General features: G+C 56.1%; 15 protein-coding genes and 6 tRNA genes. 13 read left to right on the top strand and 8 right to left on the bottom strand.

All coding sequences use genetic code 11. The features are described 5' to 3' along the window. The first annotated feature begins 76 nt into the window (after window positions 1–76). The 3 genes from AFK66_RS04960 to AFK66_RS04950 all read left to right on the top strand — a co-directional run bounded on the left by AFK66_RS04960 (window position 77) and on the right by AFK66_RS04950 (window position 3,832). The gene (locus tag AFK66_RS04960) at window positions 77–1,318 is read left to right on the top strand and encodes a DUF1479 domain-containing protein (RefSeq protein ID WP_032983541.1); all 1,242 of its coding nucleotides are present in this window, start codon (window positions 77–79) and stop codon (window positions 1,316–1,318) included. 78 nt (window positions 1,319–1,396) lie between these two features. Beyond that, complete coding sequence (locus AFK66_RS04955) at window positions 1,397–3,088, top strand: sensor histidine kinase (RefSeq protein WP_023898255.1); 1,692 nt, start codon at window positions 1,397–1,399, stop codon at window positions 3,086–3,088. 12 nt (window positions 3,089–3,100) lie between these two features. Then, window positions 3,101–3,832 (top strand): LytR/AlgR family response regulator transcription factor, encoded by a 732-nt coding sequence (locus AFK66_RS04950; RefSeq protein WP_004388532.1) that lies wholly within the window; start codon window positions 3,101–3,103, stop codon window positions 3,830–3,832. A gap of 36 nt (window positions 3,833–3,868) precedes the next feature. Here AFK66_RS04950 and glk read toward each other — a convergent pair whose 3' ends face one another. Next, window positions 3,869–4,834 (bottom strand): glucokinase, encoded by a 966-nt coding sequence (gene glk, locus AFK66_RS04945; protein WP_007777000.1) that lies wholly within the window; start codon window positions 4,832–4,834, stop codon window positions 3,869–3,871. A gap of 153 nt (window positions 4,835–4,987) precedes the next feature. Further along, entirely contained in the window at window positions 4,988–6,655 is a 1,668-nt protein-coding gene (locus AFK66_RS04940; protein WP_007777003.1) for an alpha-keto acid decarboxylase family protein, read from the bottom strand. 220 nt (window positions 6,656–6,875) lie between these two features. Between AFK66_RS04940 and mgrA the strand changes: the two genes are divergently transcribed. Together mgrA and AFK66_RS04930 are read left to right on the top strand one after the other, a co-directional pair. After that, window positions 6,876–7,865, top strand: coding sequence for an L-glyceraldehyde 3-phosphate reductase (mgrA, locus tag AFK66_RS04935; protein WP_007777005.1), 990 nt, complete (start codon window positions 6,876–6,878; stop codon window positions 7,863–7,865). Between the two features lie 135 nt (window positions 7,866–8,000). Further along, window positions 8,001–8,351, top strand: a complete 351-nt coding sequence (locus AFK66_RS04930; RefSeq protein WP_007777007.1) for a DUF2502 domain-containing protein — start codon at window positions 8,001–8,003, stop codon at window positions 8,349–8,351. A gap of 64 nt (window positions 8,352–8,415) precedes the next feature. On the opposite strand, the gene AFK66_RS04925 is transcribed toward AFK66_RS04930, so the two are convergent. Further along, entirely contained in the window at window positions 8,416–9,654 is a 1,239-nt protein-coding gene (locus tag AFK66_RS04925; protein WP_032986328.1) for an Nramp family divalent metal transporter, read from the bottom strand. A gap of 356 nt (window positions 9,655–10,010) precedes the next feature. On the opposite strand from AFK66_RS04925, the gene AFK66_RS04920 reads away from it, so the two are divergent. Further along, window positions 10,011–11,195, top strand: coding sequence for a NupC/NupG family nucleoside CNT transporter (locus AFK66_RS04920; protein WP_012124105.1), 1,185 nt, complete (start codon window positions 10,011–10,013; stop codon window positions 11,193–11,195). 42 nt (window positions 11,196–11,237) lie between these two features. On the opposite strand, the gene AFK66_RS04915 is transcribed toward AFK66_RS04920, so the two are convergent. The 3 genes from AFK66_RS04915 to AFK66_RS04905 form a co-directional block, all read right to left on the bottom strand. Beyond that, entirely contained in the window at window positions 11,238–13,427 is a 2,190-nt protein-coding gene (locus AFK66_RS04915; RefSeq protein ID WP_007777011.1) for an EAL domain-containing protein, read from the bottom strand. Between the two features lie 161 nt (window positions 13,428–13,588). Continuing rightward, a tRNA-Ala gene (locus tag AFK66_RS04910) sits at window positions 13,589–13,664 on the bottom strand. Window positions 13,665–13,708: 44 nt separating this feature from the next. Further along, a tRNA-Ala gene (locus AFK66_RS04905) sits at window positions 13,709–13,784 on the bottom strand. A gap of 218 nt (window positions 13,785–14,002) precedes the next feature. Between AFK66_RS04905 and AFK66_RS04900 the strand changes: the two genes are divergently transcribed. Together AFK66_RS04900 and AFK66_RS04895 are read left to right on the top strand one after the other, a co-directional pair. Then, window positions 14,003–14,362: a YfeC-like transcriptional regulator gene (locus AFK66_RS04900; RefSeq protein ID WP_032968338.1), complete on the top strand. Its 360-nt coding sequence runs from the start codon at window positions 14,003–14,005 to the stop codon at window positions 14,360–14,362. Between the two features lie 3 nt (window positions 14,363–14,365). Next, window positions 14,366–14,755, top strand: a complete 390-nt coding sequence (locus AFK66_RS04895) for a YfeC-like transcriptional regulator (protein WP_007777017.1) — start codon at window positions 14,366–14,368, stop codon at window positions 14,753–14,755. A gap of 24 nt (window positions 14,756–14,779) precedes the next feature. Here the strand turns inward: AFK66_RS04895 and gltX are convergent, their stop codons facing one another. Beyond that, the gene (gene gltX / locus AFK66_RS04890) at window positions 14,780–16,195 is read right to left on the bottom strand and encodes a glutamate--tRNA ligase (RefSeq protein WP_007700256.1); all 1,416 of its coding nucleotides are present in this window, start codon (window positions 16,193–16,195) and stop codon (window positions 14,780–14,782) included. Between the two features lie 260 nt (window positions 16,196–16,455). Here gltX and AFK66_RS04885 point away from each other — a divergent pair. From AFK66_RS04885 to AFK66_RS04860, 5 genes are all read left to right on the top strand, one after another. Then, window positions 16,456–16,531: transfer RNA gene (locus AFK66_RS04885), tRNA-Val, on the top strand. A gap of 40 nt (window positions 16,532–16,571) precedes the next feature. Continuing rightward, a tRNA-Val gene (locus AFK66_RS04880) sits at window positions 16,572–16,647 on the top strand. Window positions 16,648–16,695: 48 nt separating this feature from the next. Continuing rightward, window positions 16,696–16,771 (top strand) — tRNA-Val (locus tag AFK66_RS04875). 4 nt (window positions 16,772–16,775) lie between these two features. After that, window positions 16,776–16,851: transfer RNA gene (locus AFK66_RS04870), tRNA-Lys, on the top strand. A gap of 337 nt (window positions 16,852–17,188) precedes the next feature. Beyond that, window positions 17,189–17,521, top strand: a complete 333-nt coding sequence (locus tag AFK66_RS04860; RefSeq protein ID WP_007777020.1) for a FlxA-like family protein — start codon at window positions 17,189–17,191, stop codon at window positions 17,519–17,521. An 82-nt stretch (window positions 17,522–17,603) separates the two neighbouring features. Here AFK66_RS04860 and AFK66_RS04855 read toward each other — a convergent pair whose 3' ends face one another. Then, window positions 17,604–17,819 (bottom strand): DUF3820 family protein, encoded by a 216-nt coding sequence (locus AFK66_RS04855; protein WP_007700262.1) that lies wholly within the window; start codon window positions 17,817–17,819, stop codon window positions 17,604–17,606.

Raw genomic sequence — 17,819 nt, 5'->3', positions numbered from 1 at the left:
ATTTGACGCCGCGTGGCTATATTAACTTTGACGCAACAAAACAATAACCCTGTTCCCGATTGCCGGAGTACACGCTATGACCCTGCACATATCCGATCTTCCCAGCGCTATCCGTGAGATAAAACAGCAGCTGCGCCAGGCGCTGCCAAACTATCAGGCGGTGTTTGCCGAACTGGAAGCCGACATCGCGCGCCAGATAGAAACGATCAAAAGCGAAACCGCGCGCGGCGAAAGCCCGGTGCCGCAGATCCAGGCCGACGACATTATTAACGGCCGCATTAGCGACGCGCAGAAAGCCCGCATTCGCGAGCGCGGCTGCTGCGTGATTAAAGGCGTCTTCCCGGAAAGCCAGGCGCGCGCCTGGAACCAGGAGATTGGCGATTATCTTGAGCGCAACGATTTTGTCGAAAAGCTCAAGAACGCGGCGGAAGATAACTATTTCGGCACGCTTGCCGACAGCAAGCCGCAGATTTACGGCATTTACTGGTCGAAGCCGCAGGTGGAGGCGCGCCAGCATGAGCGCATGAAAGCCGCGCAGGTGTTTCTCAATAATCTCTGGCAGACCGAAAGCCACGGCAAACAGCATTTCGACCCGAATCGCGTGGTGACGTACGCCGACCGCACCCGCCGCCGACCGCCGCGCTCGTCGTCGCTTGGCCTGTCGCCGCATGTCGACGGCGGCTCGGTAGAGCGCTGGCTTGATGAGAACTTCCGTCACGTTTACCGTCACGTTTTCAGCGGCGAGTGGCAGCGCTACAACCCGTTTGAAGCCGAGGGCCGCGTCGAGGCGCGGGAAATCCCCTCGCCCGCCGTCTGCTCCATGTTCCGTACCTTCCAGGGCTGGACGGCGCTCTCCGAGCAGCGCAAGCACGGCGGTACGCTGACGCTGCTGCCGGTCGCCAACGCGATGGCGTATATCCTGCTGCGCGCATTACAGGACGACGTGCCGGAGGATTCGCTGTGCGACGCGAAGCCTGGCCGCGCGTTATCCATTAACGAACGCTGGCATCCCCTTTTACTGACCGGGATTTCCTCAATTCCCGATATGGAGCCGGGCGATACCGTGTTCTGGCACTGCGACGTTATTCACGCGGTAGAAAACGAGCATCAGGGCGAGTTTGACAGCAACGTGATGTATATCGCCGCCGCCCCGTGGTGTGAGAAAAACGACGCCTATCTGAAGCGCCAGTGGCCGGCGTTTGTGGAAGGCCGCTCGCCGCCGGACTTCGCGCCGGATGATTTCGAAGTCGATTTCAGCGGGCGCGCCACCGAAGCGGATCTCACCCCTGCCGGACGCGAACAGCTCAAAGGCGCATAACCGGCAACACCTGGCGGCTGGTCAAGGGCCGTCAGGTTTTCTATCATGTGCGCTTTCCTGCCAGACTTCGGGTTTTCCGTGCACGAGATTTTCGACATGCTGCTGGCGGTCTTCGACCGCGCGGCGCTAATGCTGATTTGCCTCTTTTTCCTGATTCGCATCCGCCTGTTCCGCGAGCTGCTGCATAAGAGCGCCCACACGCCAAAAGAGCTGCTGGCGGTGACTGCGATCTTTTCGATGTTCGCGCTGTTCAGTACGTGGTCCGGCGTGCCGGTGGAAGGCTCGCTGGTGAACGTGCGCATTATCGCCGTGATGTCCGGCGGTATTCTCTTTGGCCCGTGGGTCGGCATCATTACCGGCGTTATCGCCGGGCTGCACCGTTACCTGATTGATATTGGCGGCATTACCGCCATTCCCTGTTTTATCACCAGCATTGTCGCGGGCGTGATCTCCGGCTTTATCAGCCGCCGGGTGCCGAAGGCGCAGCACTGGCGCGCGGGTATTCTTGGCGGCATGCTGTGCGAAACGCTGACCATGATTCTGGTGGTGGTCTGGGCGCCGACCACGGCGCTCGGGCTGGATATCGTCTCGAAAATCGGCGTGCCGATGATTTTAGGCACCGTCTCAATCGGTTTAATTGTGCTACTGGTGCGAAGCGTTGAGGGCGAGAAAGAGGCCAGCGCCGCGCGTCAGGCCAAACTGGCCCTGGATATCGCCAACAAAACGCTGCCGCTGTTTCGCCATGTGAACAGCGAATCCCTGCGCCAGGTGTGCGATATTATCCGCCGCGATATCAACGCCGACGCGGTCGCCATCACCAATACTGAAAAGGTGCAGGCCTATGTCGGCGTGGGCGAGCATAACTATCAGGATAACAGCGACGCGCTAAGCCCCACCACGCAGCAGGCTCTCCGTTACGGTAAAATTATTATCAAAAATAACGACGAAGCCCATCGCACACCGGAGATCCACTCCATGCTGGTGATCCCGCTGTGGGAGAAAGGCGTCGTCACCGGAACGCTGAAAATCTACTACTGCCACGCGCATCAGATAACCTCGTCGCTACAGGAGATGGCCATCGGTCTGTCGCAGATTATCTCCACGCAGCTTGAAGTGTCGCGCGCCGAGCAGTTACGCGAGATGGCGAACAAAGCGGAGCTGCGCGCGTTACAGAGCAAAATTAACCCACATTTTCTGTTTAACGCGCTGAACGCCATTTCTTCGTCGATCCGCCTGAACCCGGATACCGCGCGCCAGCTGATTTTTAATCTCTCGCGCTACCTGCGCTATAACATCGAACTGAACGACGACGAGCAGATCGACATTAAAAAAGAGCTGTACCAGATTAAGGATTATATCGCGATCGAACAGGCGCGCTTTGGCGACAAACTGACCGTGATTTACGATATCGACGACGAGGTGAACTGCCGCGTCGCCAGCCTGCTTATTCAGCCGCTGGTGGAGAACGCCATTGTGCATGGCATCCAGCCATGTCGCGGCAAAGGCGTGGTGACGATTAGCATCGCGCAAAGCGGCAGCCGGGTGCGCATCGCGGTGCGCGATACCGGCCACGGCATCGATCCAAAGATTGTCGAACAGCTGGATACCAACGAGATGCCGGTCAATAAAATCGGGCTGGTTAATGTGCATCACCGCGTGAAGCTGTTATATGGCGAAGGGCTGCATATTCGCCGCCTGGAGCCAGGCACCGAGATTGCGTTTTACGTGCCCAATCAACCGCCGCGCCCTGGCGCTGCGATGCTGTTGTAGAGAGGGAATGCGATGAAAGTCATTATCGTTGAGGATGAAGTCCTCGCGCAGCAGGAGCTGAACTGGCTGATTAAAACGCACAGCCAGATGGACGTGGTCGCCACGTTCGAAGACGGGCTGGATGTGCTGAAATATCTGCAGCAGCACGATGTGGACGCCATTTTTCTCGATATTAATATTCCGTCTCTGGACGGCGTGCTGCTGGCGCAGAACATCAGTAAATTCGCCCGCAAACCGTTTATCGTGTTTATCACCGCCTGGAAAGAGCATGCGGTAGAGGCGTTCGAACTGGAAGCGTTCGACTACATTCTGAAACCGTATCAGGAGTCGCGCATTATCGGCATGCTGCAAAAGCTGGAAGCCGCTTTTGCGCAGCAGAGCGCGCCGCACGCCGCCGCTCCCGCCGGGCGCGAAAACGCGACCATTAATCTCATCAAGGATGAGCGGATTATCGTCACCGATATTAACGATATCTATTATGCCGAAGCGCACGAGAAGATGACGTTCGTCTATACGCGCAAAGAGGCGTATGTGATGCCGATGAATATCACCGAGTTTTGCAGCCGTCTGCCGGAGGCGCATTTCTTCCGCTGCCACCGCTCCTACTGCGTGAACCTCAATAAAATCCGCGAGATTGAGCCGTGGTTTAACAACACTTATGTGCTGCGCCTGCGCGATCTCGATTTTCAGGTGCCGGTGAGCCGCAGCCGGGTTAAAGCATTCCGCCAGCTGATGCGGCTGTGAAGGAAAAAGAAAAGGCACCGCGCGGCGCCTTTTTTCTCAGAGGATCTGTCCGAGCGTCTGGCGCAGATGCGCGCCCGCGCCGAGCAGCCCAGGCTGGTCGTGAACAATCAGATAGACCGGAATATCCTGCACGTAAGATTTAAAGCGGCCTTTATCTTCAAACCCGCCGCGGAAACCGCTGGAAGTGAAGAAATCCAGGAAGCGCGGCACGATACCGCCTGCGATATAGACGCCGCCGAAAGTGCCGAGCGTTAGCGCCAGGTTGCCGCCGAAACGGCCCATGATGACGCAGAAGAGCGACAGCGCGCGACGGCAGTCGGTGCAGCTGTCATCCAGCGCGCGTTCGGTGATGTCTTTCGGACGCAGGTTATCCGGCAGACGGCCATCGGCTTTGACAATGGCGCGGTAGAGATTCACAAGCCCCGGCCCTGACAGTACGCGCTCGGCGGAGACGTGGCCGACTTCGGCGCGCAGCTGTTCAAGAATAATGGCCTCTTCTTCGCTGTTCGGCGCGAAATCGACGTGACCGCCCTCGCCCGGCAGGCTCACCCAGCGCTTATCGACATGCACGAGGTGCGCGACTCCAAGCCCGGTGCCCGCGCCATAAACGGCGATCGGTTTATTGGGCTGCGGCTCGCCGCCGCCAAACTGGATCAGATGGTCGGTTTTGAGCATCGGGATCGCCATAGAAACGGCGGTGAAATCGTTAATAATTTCCAGATGATCGAAGCCGAGATTCTTTTTCATTTCGGCGACAGAAAACGCCCAGACGTGGTTGGTCATCGCCACCCAGTCGCCGGTAATCGGACACGCAATGGCGATACAGCCATCCGTCACCGTGACGTTATGCTCTTCCAGATACACCCGCACCACCGCTTCCAGGCTCGGATAATCAAGGCCGGAATAGGTTTTCGCCTTGAGTATCTCGCCGCTGTCTACGTCGCACAGCGCTAAGCGTGCGTTGGTGCCGCCTACGTCTCCCACCAAAGCATATTTGGTCATTCTGTTGCTGCTCCGCTAAATACAAAATAATCTTGGCACACTCTAAATTCACGGCGCCTGAACAACAATGACCATAGCATAAGTGCCCCGCGTTTAGAGACTTACATCACAGATTACCTTGAACGTTTCAGCATCTTCTGTATCGAAAGGCGCTTATTCGTCCTGCGCGCCGTTGCGGGCCTCCAGCGCACGGCTGACGGCATCGAGTAGCGGCGGCACATCGTCGCGCGGCAGCATTACCTCAATTAACGACAACCGCTCGGGCCGCGAGAGACGCTCCAGCACCTCTTTTAGCTGCGCCGCGTCGCTGACGCGCCAGCTTTGCGCCTGGCTGGCGGCATGCAGCGCGTGCGGCAGTTTCGTCCACTGCCACGGGGCGATGTCGTTATAACGCTGCGTCGCGCCGTGGATGGCGCGCTCCACCGTGTAGCCGTCGTTATTGAGCACAATCACCACCGGCGCCTGGCCGTCGCGCAGCATGGAACCCATTTCCTGAATGGAGAGCTGCGCCGCGCCATCGCCGGTGATCAGCACCACGCGGCGGTTCGGGCAGGCGGTCTGCGCGCCGAACGCGGCGGGCAAGGCGTAGCCTATCGAACCCCAGAGCGGCTGCACCAGAAAATCACAGCCAGCGGGCAGACGCAGCGCGGCGGCACCAAACGCGGCGGTACCCTGATCGACGGCGATGATATCGCCGGGCTGTAAAAATGCCTCAATCAGCGGCCAGAAGTTTTGCTGGTTAAGCGCGCCCGCGGCGGCGGTTTTGGTTGCAGGCGGCGTGATGTCTGGCGGCGCGAGCCGCGCGCTGTGGCGTCTGGCGATGTCATGCAGAATCGCCACCGCCTGATCCATCGCGATCCCGCTGAACCAGCGGTCGCCCACGCGCGTCGCCCAGGGCTGGACGTCAATGGTCTGATCGCGCGTCAGGCGCTGGGTAAACCCGGCGGTGATGGTATCGGCGAACTGCACGCCGACGCAGATGACCAGATCCGCCTCTTCTATCGCCCGGCAGACCGCCGGATCGCTCGCCGCGCCGCTGTAGGTGCCCGTAAAGCCAGGCGTTGTTTCATCCAGCACGCCTTTGCCCATCAGCAGCGAGCTGTGCGGCATTGGCGTGTCGTCCAGCCACTGATGCAGCGCGTTTTGCACGCCGAAGCGCTGCGCCAGGAAATCCGCCAGCAGCGCCACGCGCCCGCCTTTGGCGAAGCGCGCCTGCGCCGCCTCGCGAAACGCGGCCAGCTGCGCGTCGTCGCCCTGTGGCCGCGATACGGTGATAGCGTTTACAGGCGAAACCGCCGGCGCGCTTGCCACGTCGGTGGGCAGCACCAGATATCCGGGGCGGCGGGTACGCAGCATTTCAGCAATTACCCTGTCGATTTCGCTACAGGCATTCGCGGGCGTGAGCCAGCCCTGAGCGGCGGTCACTTCGCGGGCGATACGCATAAAGTGATGAAAATCGCCGTCGCCCAGCGTGTGATGCAGCACTTCGCCCTTACGCTGCGCCGACTGACACGGCGCGCCGACGATATGCAGCACCGGCACCGCCTCAGCGTAACTACCGGCAATAGCATTAAGCGCGCTGAGCTCGCCGACGCCATAGGTCGTCAGCAGCGCGCCAATGCCGTTGCAGCGGGCGTACCCATCGGCGGCGTAAGCGCCGTTTAGCTCATTCGCGCAGCCGACCCAGGTGATACGCGGGTGGGCGATGACATTATCAAGGAACAGCAGATTGTAATCCCCAGGCACGCCAAACAGGTGCTTAACACCACATCCCGCCAGACGGTCCAGCAGATAATCAGCAATACAATAGTAAGCTGGCATTTTTGCCATCCTTTTTGAGGGGCCTGTAGTGAGTATTAATGAAGTGTGATCGCTGTCCAGAATGCGGCAGCAAAAAGCGGTGGCAAGCAAGATTTACGCACGTCGGGCGTGTAGGCTGTCAGCTTTCGTACCCGGTGTAACCGTATACACTTGCGGTATCGCTTTGCGTCTTAACGCGATACTCCAACAGTGCAGCAACCACGTACAGAGGTGAATAAGCATGATTTATCAGGCAGATCCTGCGCGCTACGCCACGATGGAATACCGCCGCTGCGGACACAGCGGCCTGAAGCTTCCGGCCATTTCGCTCGGCCTGTGGCATAATTTCGGCGACGCCACACTGGTGGAGACCAGCCGCCAGCTTCTGCGCCGGTCGTTTGATCTCGGCATTACCCATTTTGATCTCGCTAATAATTACGGGCCGCCGCCGGGCTCCGCCGAAAGCCATTTTGGTCGCATTCTGAAAGAGGATTTTCTGCCGTACCGCGACGAGCTGATTATCTCCACCAAAGCGGGTTACACCATGTGGGACGGTCCTTACGGCGACTGGGGCTCGCGCAAATACCTGATTTCAAGCCTCGACCAGAGCCTGAAGCGCATGGGCCTGGAGTATGTCGATATTTTCTATCACCACCGCCCGGACCCGGAGACGCCGCTCGAAGAGACCATGCGCGCGCTGGATCATATTGTGCGTCAGGGTAAAGCGCTGTATGTCGGCATCTCTAACTACCCGGCGGATCGGGCGCGCGAGGCTATCGATCTGCTGGCGCAGCTTGGCACGCCGTGCGTTATCCACCAGCCCAAATATTCGATGTTTGAGCGCTGGGTGGAAGATGGCCTGTTGGATCTCTTGCAGGAAAAAGGCGTCGGCAGTATTGCGTTCTCGCCGCTGGCGGGCGGACAGCTGACGGACCGCTACCTGAACGGCATTCCGGCGGATTCGCGCGCCGCCAGCGGCAGCCGCTTCCTGAACCCGGACCAGATAACGCCCGAGAAACTCGAGAAAGTGCGCAAGCTAAACGATCTCGCGGTAAAGCGCGGGCAGAAGCTGTCACAGATGGCGCTCGCCTGGGTGCTGCGCGATGAGAAAGTGACGTCAGTGTTGATTGGTGCCAGCAAGACCAGCCAGATAGACGATGCGGTGGGAATGCTGGCGAAGCGCACCTTTACCGCAGAAGAGCGGCAGGCGATCGAGGCGATACTCTCATAGTGCATGGGACGACGCGGCTTTAGCAAAAAGTGCGGTCATACCTGTTTTCAGAGTCGGAGCGATGCTGCAGGGATTTACAGGTCCGTAATATTACTGCAACAGGCCACTACGGCCCCGATCGTGAAGGAGATAAGTATGTTCAGGTCACTGATTCTTGCAGCAGCGTTACTGGCGGGCACCGCGCCGCTTATCGCCAGCGCTGGTGAAATCACCCTGTTGCCATCCATCAAATTACAAATTGGCGATCGCGACAATTACGGTAACTACTGGGACGGCGGCCGCTGGCGCGACCGCGACTACTGGCGTAACCATTACGAGTGGCGCGGCGACCGCTGGTGGCGTCATGACAATGGCCGTCATCGCGGCTGGGATAAGCATCGCGGCTGGGATGACCGCCGGGCGTATGAGCGCGGCTATCGTGAAGGCTGGAACGATCGCGACGACCATCGCGGCTGGGGTAAACATGGCCGCGGGCATCACCACTGATTTCTCATGCTGAATAACGAAAAAGGCAGGCTCCGCGCCTGCCTTTTTTACGTCTTTTACGTCGCTATAATCCGAGCGCCGTGCCCACCAGCAGCCAGATATTGAGTGCCACCACCAGTACGACAATCGCCCAGCCTGTACGTTTTACCCATGGCGTGTTCACCAGTTCGCCCATCAACATTTTGTTGCTGGTAAAAAAGAGCAGCGGCACCAGCGCCAGCGCGATACCAAAGCTCAGCAGCACCTGGCTCATCACCAGAATACGCGTCGGATCAAGGCCCATCAGAATGACAATAAACGACGGTGCCATGGTGACCGCGCGACGCACCCAGAGCGGAATGCTGAAGCGCACAAACCCCTGCATGACTACCTGTCCGGCCAGCGTGCCCACAACCGTAGAGGAAAGCCCCGCCGCCACCAGGCTTAAACCAAAAATGGTCGCCGCCGCGTGGCTCAGCAGCGGTTCGAGCGTCAGGTACGCCTGATCGAGCTCCGCCACTTTGGTGTGTCCGCTGAAGTGGAACGCCGCCGCGGCGGTCGCCATCATCGCCAGATTCACAAAACCGGCGATGGTCATGGCGATCGCCACGTCCCATTTGGTCGCCGAGTAGCGTTCTTTGCGAGAACCGTCATGCAGGTTTTGCGTGAGCGACGAATGCAGATAGATAACGTGCGGCATGATGGTCGCACCCAGCACGCCTGCGGCCAGGAACACCGCTTCGGATGTCGGCAGGTTTGGGATCAGCATCCCTTTACCGAGTTCCGCCAATTTCGGCTGCGAGAAGAAAAGCTCGACAATATACGCCGCCGCCACAAACAGCAGCAGCCCGCCGATCACTTTCTCCAGCGGCTTTTGCCCGCGCTTTTGCAGCATCAGGATCAGAAACGTGGCGATACCCGTCAGCACCGCGCCCTGCAGGAGCGAGACGCCGAGGATCAGCTTAAAGCCTATCGCCGCGCCGATAAATTCCGCGAGATCGGTCGCCATCGCGATGATCTCCGCCTGTACCCAGTAAAACCAGACGACCGGGCGCGGGTAATGATCGCGGATCTGCTCCGCCAGGTTTTTACCGGTGGCGATGCCAAGCTTGGCCGAGAGCACCTGAATCAGCATCGCCATCAGGTTCGCCCAGACGACGACCCATAACAATTGATAGCCGAAGCTCGCGCCTGCCTGAATGTTGGTCGCAAAGTTACCCGGATCGATATAGCCAATGGCAGCAATGAAAGCTGGCCCCATCAGCGCCAGCCTTAACTTCCGCGCTGTACGGCCACGATTTTGCTCAACGCGACTGTGGTTCATTCTCTGCCTCTGAAATATAGCCTTTGCTATGTTTCATGCTATCAAAATGAGAATGATTATCAAGTTCATTAAACCGGACAATCTTTGATGGCTCTGATAGCTGAAATCAATGAAAGGTGGGTTAAGATCGAGGAACACGCGGAAAACACTATGCCGTGCGGCCACGTATGTTAAAAGTGTAGCAGGGAAAGATAACCTTTCACTGCTTTACGCAACATAACATTTTTGTATGTTTGATCACTCTTTTGGCATTTGGTCACATGACGTAACTATAGTGTGTTGCAGATCTCGTTTTCTAATTGGTTGTTGCATAGAATGTGCACCGAAATTAAACCTGCCTCATATTTGGAGCAAATATGTCCCGCGTCCTTCATTTCGTTTTAGCGCTCGCCGTTGTAGCGCTGCTTGCTTTGCTGGTCAGCCACGACCGCAAAAAAATTCGTCTGCCTTATATTGGCCTGCTGCTGGTTATCGAAGTGCTGCTGGCCTGGTTCTTCCTTAATTCAAATATTGGCCTTGGCTTTGTTAAAGGCTTTGCCGATATGTTTGAAAAACTGCTCGGCTTTGCTAACGAAGGGACAAACTTTGTCTTCGGCAAAATGAACGATGAAGGTCTGGCCTTCTTCTTCCTGAAAGTGCTATGCCCTATCGTCTTTATCTCTGCGTTAATCGGTATTCTGCAACACATTCGCGTACTGCCGATTGTTATCCGGGCTATCGGTACGGTTCTCTCTAAAGTGAACGGTATGGGTAAACTGGAATCCTTTAACGCGGTAAGCTCGCTGATTCTGGGACAATCAGAAAACTTTATCGCCTATAAGGATATTCTCGGCAAGATGTCGCGCAACCGTATGTACACCATGGCCGCAACTGCGATGTCCACGGTGTCCATGTCTATCGTCGGCGCGTACATGACCATGCTGAAACCGCAGTACGTGGTGGCGGCGCTGATCCTGAACATGTTCAGTACCTTTATCGTCCTCTCCATCATCAACCCGTACCGCGTTGAAAATGAAGAAGATCTGCAGATGTCTAACCTGCATGAAGGTCAGAGCTTCTTCGAGATGCTGGGCGAGTACATTCTGGCAGGTTTCAAAGTGGCGATTATCGTGGCCGCGATGCTGATTGGCTTTATCGCGCTGATCTCCGGCCTGAACGCGCTGTTCGCCGCAGTGCTGGGCATCTCCTTCCAGGGCATTCTGGGTTACATCTTCTACCCGGTTGCCTGGGTGATGGGTGTGCCGGCTAACGAAGCGCTGCAGGTGGGCAGTATTATGGCGACCAAACTGGTCTCCAACGAATTCGTCGCGATGATGGATCTGCAGAAACTGGCGGGCACCATTTCTCCGCGCGCGGAAGGCATTCTGTCGGTGTTCCTGGTTTCCTTCGCAAACTTCTCGTCTATCGGCATTATCGCGGGCGCTATCAAAGGCCTGAACGAAGAGCAAGGCAACGTGGTCTCTCGTTTTGGCCTGAAGCTGGTGTACGGCTCTACGCTTGTGAGTGTGCTCTCCGCCTCTATCGCCGCACTCGTGCTGTAATCAAACACGACGCGTTAAAAACCGGGGCCAGCCCCGGTTTTTTTATGCCTCGTGCTCAAGCCGTTCTGGCCGCCCCGGCAGATAGCCCTGAATGTATTCCACCCCAAGCGCGAAGAGCAGATCGCGCTGCGCCGTGGTTTCAACGAATTCCGCCACTACCGTCAGCGAACGCGCCTTCGCCAGATCGCAAATCGACTTCACCACCAGCGCGTCAAAGGTATTACTCACCACGTTACGTATAAAACAGCCGTCGATTTTAATAATATCGGCCTGTAAATTTTTAAGCCGCTCGAAGTTGGCGTAGCCAGTGCCAAAATCATCAATAGCGATGCAAAATCCTCGCGCTTGTAACAGCGCGATGTTTTGCACCGTGTTTTCCGACCCGGAGAGCGCCTGCTCTTCCGTCACCTCCAGAATCACCGCGCTGACCGGCACCCGATAACGCTCGAACAACGCAATAGCCTGCTGGGCGATGCCCTGCTGTTCCAGCGTTAAGGGCATCAGGTTGACGGAAAAACGCGCCCCCGGGCGCGTTTGCGGGTGGGCATGCAGATACTTCAGGAGTTTCTCAAGCACCGGCATATCGAAACGGGCGCTGAGGTTGAATCGGGCAATCAGCGGGATAAATTTCGCGGGCATAATAAGCTCGCCATCGCACTCAAGACGCGCCAGGATCTCTGCATAACCCTCGCCCTGCGCATTGCGTATCGGCTGCGCAAAAAGCGTAACGCCATCCTGTGAGAGCGCCTGTTTGACCTTTTGCAGCATCAGCACCGGCTCGCTGGTTTGCCCGGAAAGTCCTGGGCCACGGCTCTCCAGCGCCACGACCGGCTCGCCCGGCCCGGCAACTTCAGCCAGATAACTGAGTTGCCCGATGGTGCGGTATAGCTCATCGGGTGCCTGCGCCTGATGCACCAGCGCCCAGGCGGCGCCATAATCGAGATCGAGCTGCGCGCCGTTCCACTGGATACGTTTACTGTTCAGGAGATCCACCATATGCCGCAGCCTGTCCTGCGGCTCCGGGCCAGCCAGATAAATCAGCAGGTCGCTGTCGGGCAACTGAAAGACTTTCTCGCCTGCGTTAAGCCAGGGCAGCAGCAGCGTTGTCACCTCTTTTTTGCACTGGATTCGCATCATCAGGCCGTAGTGGCGGCTCAGAAACTCAAGGTTGGTCACGCGCAGACAGCAGAGCGCGCCGCCTGAAACATTTTGCAGGTGGCGCTCCAGGGCGCGCAGGTTGGGCAGACGGGTGAGCGGGTCGGTTAATGCGAGCATACGGTACTGCCGTTTCATCCATTCATTCTTGTTAAAAATGACCGTCATAAAACGCATTGAAACCGTAAATGCGATAAAGCCAGACAGCATAAACGCCAGTAAAAAACCGTTTTTTTCGGTGGGTAAAAAGCTATCGGTGTTGCCCAGCAATAATAATAAGGAAAACGACCAGAGCAGCGTAATAAGCACTGGCCCGATAAGAAAAATCCCGCTGGTGAATAAAACGAAAATGGCAGGCAGGGTATAAATTGAAATTAAAAAGAGTTTCACCGGCAGCAGAAAGAGCGTCAGCAGAATGAACATCGCAGCAAACCAGCCTGCGGCCAGCAGTTTCTTTTCGGGTGCCAGCAGCGGAATAATGCATCGACGCCATAACGCGCGGGTGAATACAGGGCTTAACGCCATACGGACGGGATAATAAAATATATCGACGAAAATCACCGAAGCCGCCATTAACCCCTGGACGGTGACAATGCTGTAAAATGAGGTGCTCTCACCGAAATAAGACGCGATAACTTCAGGATAATCAAACCAGTACCCAGAGATAATCATCAAAATCTTAATCAGACAGGGTACCAGCAAACCAAGCAGAAACAGCCGCAACCCTGTGCTGTGACGAGCTATGGCAAATCTCCAGCGCGGGCCTTTTACCGCCCGAAAAATAGCGCAGGCTGCAATCACGGGTAATAAAAAGCTGGCAATAAAAGCCAGCAGTTGTGAGCTATTTAACGGAAAAAACCAGCCATAGAAAAATAAAAAAGTAACAGCCAGGGGAAGTAGCGCATAGCGGCCGAAAAGATAAATCATCGCCAGCGTCAGGCTGAGCGGTAAAAATGTTAAATATATTCCTTCGCCATCGACAATAGCCTTTGGCGATAACAGGCGCGCTAGCGGCAACAACAGGACGCAAAGCAATAACGCGATGCCTGACTTACGCAAACCCTGACGATAATTCATAAGAAGCTTCTTACAGGCATGGCGGCGTTTCTACAGACTTTAATGATAAAAACCTTTCGCGAGGCTGGCAAGAAAATGGCGGAGGGTGAAGCACGAGCGGTTAACAGCATACGGCAACTGCAAAAGCAAAAACCCCCGCCATAAGGCGAGGGTTTCAATTTTGGTGGAGCTAAGCGGGATCGAACCGCTGACCTCTTGCATGCCATGCAAGCGCTCTCCCAGCTGAGCTATAGCCCCACGAGATTCTGGTGTTACTGACCAAACCTGATGGGATGTAGGTTTGGTGGAGCTAAGCGGGATCGAACCGCTGACCTCTTGCATGCCATGCAAGCGCTCTCCCAGCTGAGCTATAGCCCCGTCGGAACACCTTGTCGCGTTGACGGGCGGGATAATAAGAATTCCACCGGACAGTGTCAACGCCAAATTCATCTTTGCCTTTCAAGTGCCGAAAAAGGCAGCAAAAAGGTTCCAAAAACCCCGTCCTCCCGATACGCTAGTTATTCCCGTCACAGTTTCCTGTACTGTGTTCTTGTACGATTAGCCACTAACAGGTTTACATTTCGTAAGGATTAGTCATGGTCAAGGATCGAATGACCCCGGACGAGCTGGCGCACTACACCGGATACAGCCGCCAGACGATCAATAAGTGGGTGCGAAGAGAAGGCTGGCATACATCGCCCAAGCCTGGCGTGCAGGGTGGTAAAGCGCGCGTGATTCATGTTGATGAAGCAGTGCTGACATTTATCCGCAGCGCCCGCCGCGTCTCTGACAACGTGGCCCCTTATACGGCCTCTGTCGATGCGCCGCTGGAGAATCTGCTGCTGAACTCCCTGAAAGAGATGAGCCAATCAGAGCAAAAGCAGCTGACCTCATTACTGCTGCGCGAAGGCATTGCTGGCCTGTTGCAGCGTCTGGATATTCGCCATACGGATTAAGTCATGAACCGATTTACACGCTGGATGACAGCGGGAGAGCTGGGCGAGCTGTCGGGATACACCGCCCAGACCATCAGCGGCTGGGCGCGAAAATATGGCTGGAAGCGCATTCCGCTGAAAGGACGCAAAGGCGGCGCGCTGTTGATCCTTATCACGCAGCAGGTGTATGACTATTTTCTTTCCACCGATAAGCTGCGCTATTCCGCGCACCTTTACAGCCGTGTCGAAGAGAACGATGTGCCTTATGTGACCTGGGATAACGAAATGATGGCGCAGTTTATCCGCACGCTGGAAATGCTGGATCCGCAGGAGCAGGCACGTCTTAGTGAACTGATTAACGAAGAAGGTACGGCGGGTCTGGTGAAAAGGCTTGGTCTTCGCGAGGAAAAATAAAGCCGGCTTGCGCCGGCTTTTTTATTACTGCTGGTTTTCACGCTCGGCGATAAACGCCAGCGCTTTGTTGATACGCTCCACGCTTCGGGATTTACCAATCGCGTGAACGGTGACGTCCAGGCCTGGCGACTGCCCTGCCCCGGTCACCGCGACGCGCAGCGGCATACCCACTTTACCCATGCCCACTTCCAGCTCATCGGCGGTCGCCTGAATCGCGTGATGCACGTTTTCGGCAGTCCAGTCGGTCAGGGCGGCGAGTTTATCGCGCACCACTTCCAGCGGCTGGCGCGCCACCGGGCGCAGATGTTTTTTCGCCGCGTCGGCGTCAAACTCGCTGAAATCTTCGTAGAAATAGCGGCAGGTCTGCGCCATCTCTTTAAGGGTTTTGCAGCGCTCGCCCAGCAGTTTCACCAGCTCCGCCAGCTGCGGGCCGTTGCGGGTATCGATATTTTCCTGCTCGATATGCCACTGCAGGTGCGTCGCCACATACTCCGGTGCCAGCGTATTAATGTAGTGGTGGTTCAGCCACAGCAGTTTATCGGTGTTGAACGCGCTCGCCGATTTGCTGACCGCATCAAGCGCGAAGAATTTAATCATCTCTTCACGCGAGAAGATCTCCTGATCGCCGTGAGACCAGCCCAGACGCACCAGATAGTTCAGCAGCGCTTCCGGCAGATAGCCGTCGTCGCGATACTGCATGACGCTCACCGCGCCGTGACGTTTGGAGAGCTTTTTACCGTCATCGCCATTGATCATGGAGACGTGCGCGTACAGCGGCACCGGCGCGCCCAGCGCTTTCAGGATGTTGATCTGACGCGGCGTGTTGTTGATATGGTCTTCACCACGGATCACGTGCGTGATTTCCATATCCCAGTCGTCCACCACCACACAGAAGTTATAGGTCGGGGAGCCATCAGTACGACGAATGATCAGGTCGTCAAGTTCCAGGTTGCTGAATTCAATCGGGCCGCGGATCTGATCGTCAAACACGACAGAACCATCCTGCGGGTTCGCAAAACGCACGACGCAAGGCTCATCGTCAGCATGATGCTCATGGCTGTGGCGGCAACGGCCGTCATAACGCGGCTTTTCGCCCTTCGCCATCTGCTCTTCGCGCAGCGCTTCCAGACGCTCTTTCGAGCAATAGCATTTATATGCCGTACCCGCCGCCAGCATTTCATCAATCACCGCGTTGTAGCGATCGAAGCGTTTGGTCTGGAAATACGGGCCTTCATCCCACTCCAGGCTCAGCCAGTTCATCCCATCCATAATGGCTTCGATGGCTTCCGGCGTGGAGCGCTCAAGATCGGTGTCTTCAATACGCAGCACAAATTCGCCACCCTGATTGCGGGCGAAAAGCCAGGAATAAAGAGCGGTACGGGCGCCACCGACGTGCAGATAGCCGGTCGGGCTTGGCGCGAAGCGGGTTTTGATTTTCATTGATTGGCCTTAGTGTTAAACAATGCCATTAAGCGGCACATGCCAGGGAGTGACAAAGTGGGCAATATTCTACCACCCTGCGCTGATTCCTCAATGTTGATACCTTTCGCCCGTTCTTTTCAGGCGTTATCTGTTGATAAATCATACCTTAACGACCAGAAAACCAGCGCACTGTCTAATTTTACGACGAACAAACAAAAACTTTGGAAAAGGCGTTGACTCATTTTCAACTCTCCCTATAATGCGACTCCACACAGCGGGGGTGATTAGCTCAGCTGGGAGAGCACCTCCCTTACAAGGAGGGGGTCGGCGGTTCGATCCCGTCATCACCCACCACTTAACGTGGTTCCCGCAGTGTAGATAAGAAATGAGAAGTGGGTGATTAGCTCAGCTGGGAGAGCACCTCCCTTACAAGGAGGGGGTCGGCGGTTCGATCCCGTCATCACCCACCACTTTCTCGCCAGCGAATTTCTTGTCATTAGTAACAGAAGTACTGAAGTGGGTGATTAGCTCAGCTGGGAGAGCACCTCCCTTACAAGGAGGGGGTCGGCGGTTCGATCCCGTCATCACCCACCACTTCGGGTCGTTAGCTCAGTTGGTAGAGCAGTTGACTTTTAATCAATTGGTCGCAGGTTCGAATCCTGCACGACCCACCAATGTAAAAAGGCACCCTAAAGGTGCCTTTTTGCTTATCTGAACGTAAGAAAGATTCGAACCTGCTGCAGGTTTGAGTCGAGCCATTTATGGCGAGACAACGGAGCCGCTTGCGGCGACGGCCCGAAGGGCGAGCGAAGCGAGTCATCCTGCACGACCCACCAATGTAAAAAGGCGCCCTAAAGGCGCCTTTTTGCTATGCGCGTTATCCTCATCGCTCACGTTCTTCCCGTATTCACCCGCCCCGCTTCGCTTTAATCCGCGATTTCTTCATTAAACACTCAGTTTTCCCGTTCCGGTGCCGATACCTTTTCCAGGCCTATAACAAAGGAGAACATGATGTCGACTACCATTACTGCTTCAACCCCGTCAGTACAGACGAGCAGCAGCAGCGCGCCCACCGGCAATGATATCGCGTCGCAGATCGCCCGCCTGACCCAGCAGATCACTAAGCTCACAACCAAGCTTAAAGATCTCGCGACCAGCGAAGGCAGCGCGGAAGAGAAGCAGAAACAGCAGCAGCTTATTCAGAACCAGATCAAAATGTTGCAGGCACAGCTGGCTCAGTTACAGCGTGAGCAGGCTGAACAGGCGCAGAAAAAACAGGAAAGCAAGCAGGTGGAAGCCGTGAAGCAGGCTTCCGGCGACCATCAGATTGATATCTACGTATAAGAAAAAACGTTCTCACCGGCCGGTAACAGGGCCATGGTGAAATGGCAGGAAAAATCACGGCGCGAGGTTCGCGCCGTTTTTTTCAGGGCTTTTTCAGCGGCTGAACCAGATGGCCCAACCCTTCGGATTTGATAAGCAGCGTCACCGCCATCAGCTCGCCAAGTTTCCCGGCGGGAAATTCATCCTTGCGGGCGAACCACAACAGATACTCTTCGGGTAAGTCGATAAGCCGACGACCTTTGTATTTACCAAACGGCATTTCCGTATTAGCGATAGCGATGAGTTGCTCTTTTTCCAT

The organism is Cronobacter malonaticus LMG 23826 (assembly GCF_001277215.2).
GTDB classification, from domain to species: Bacteria; Pseudomonadota; Gammaproteobacteria; order Enterobacterales; family Enterobacteriaceae; genus Cronobacter; species Cronobacter malonaticus.
Note: the sequence above shows the minus strand (reverse complement) of the source record. Positions and strands in the feature narration are given on the sequence as shown.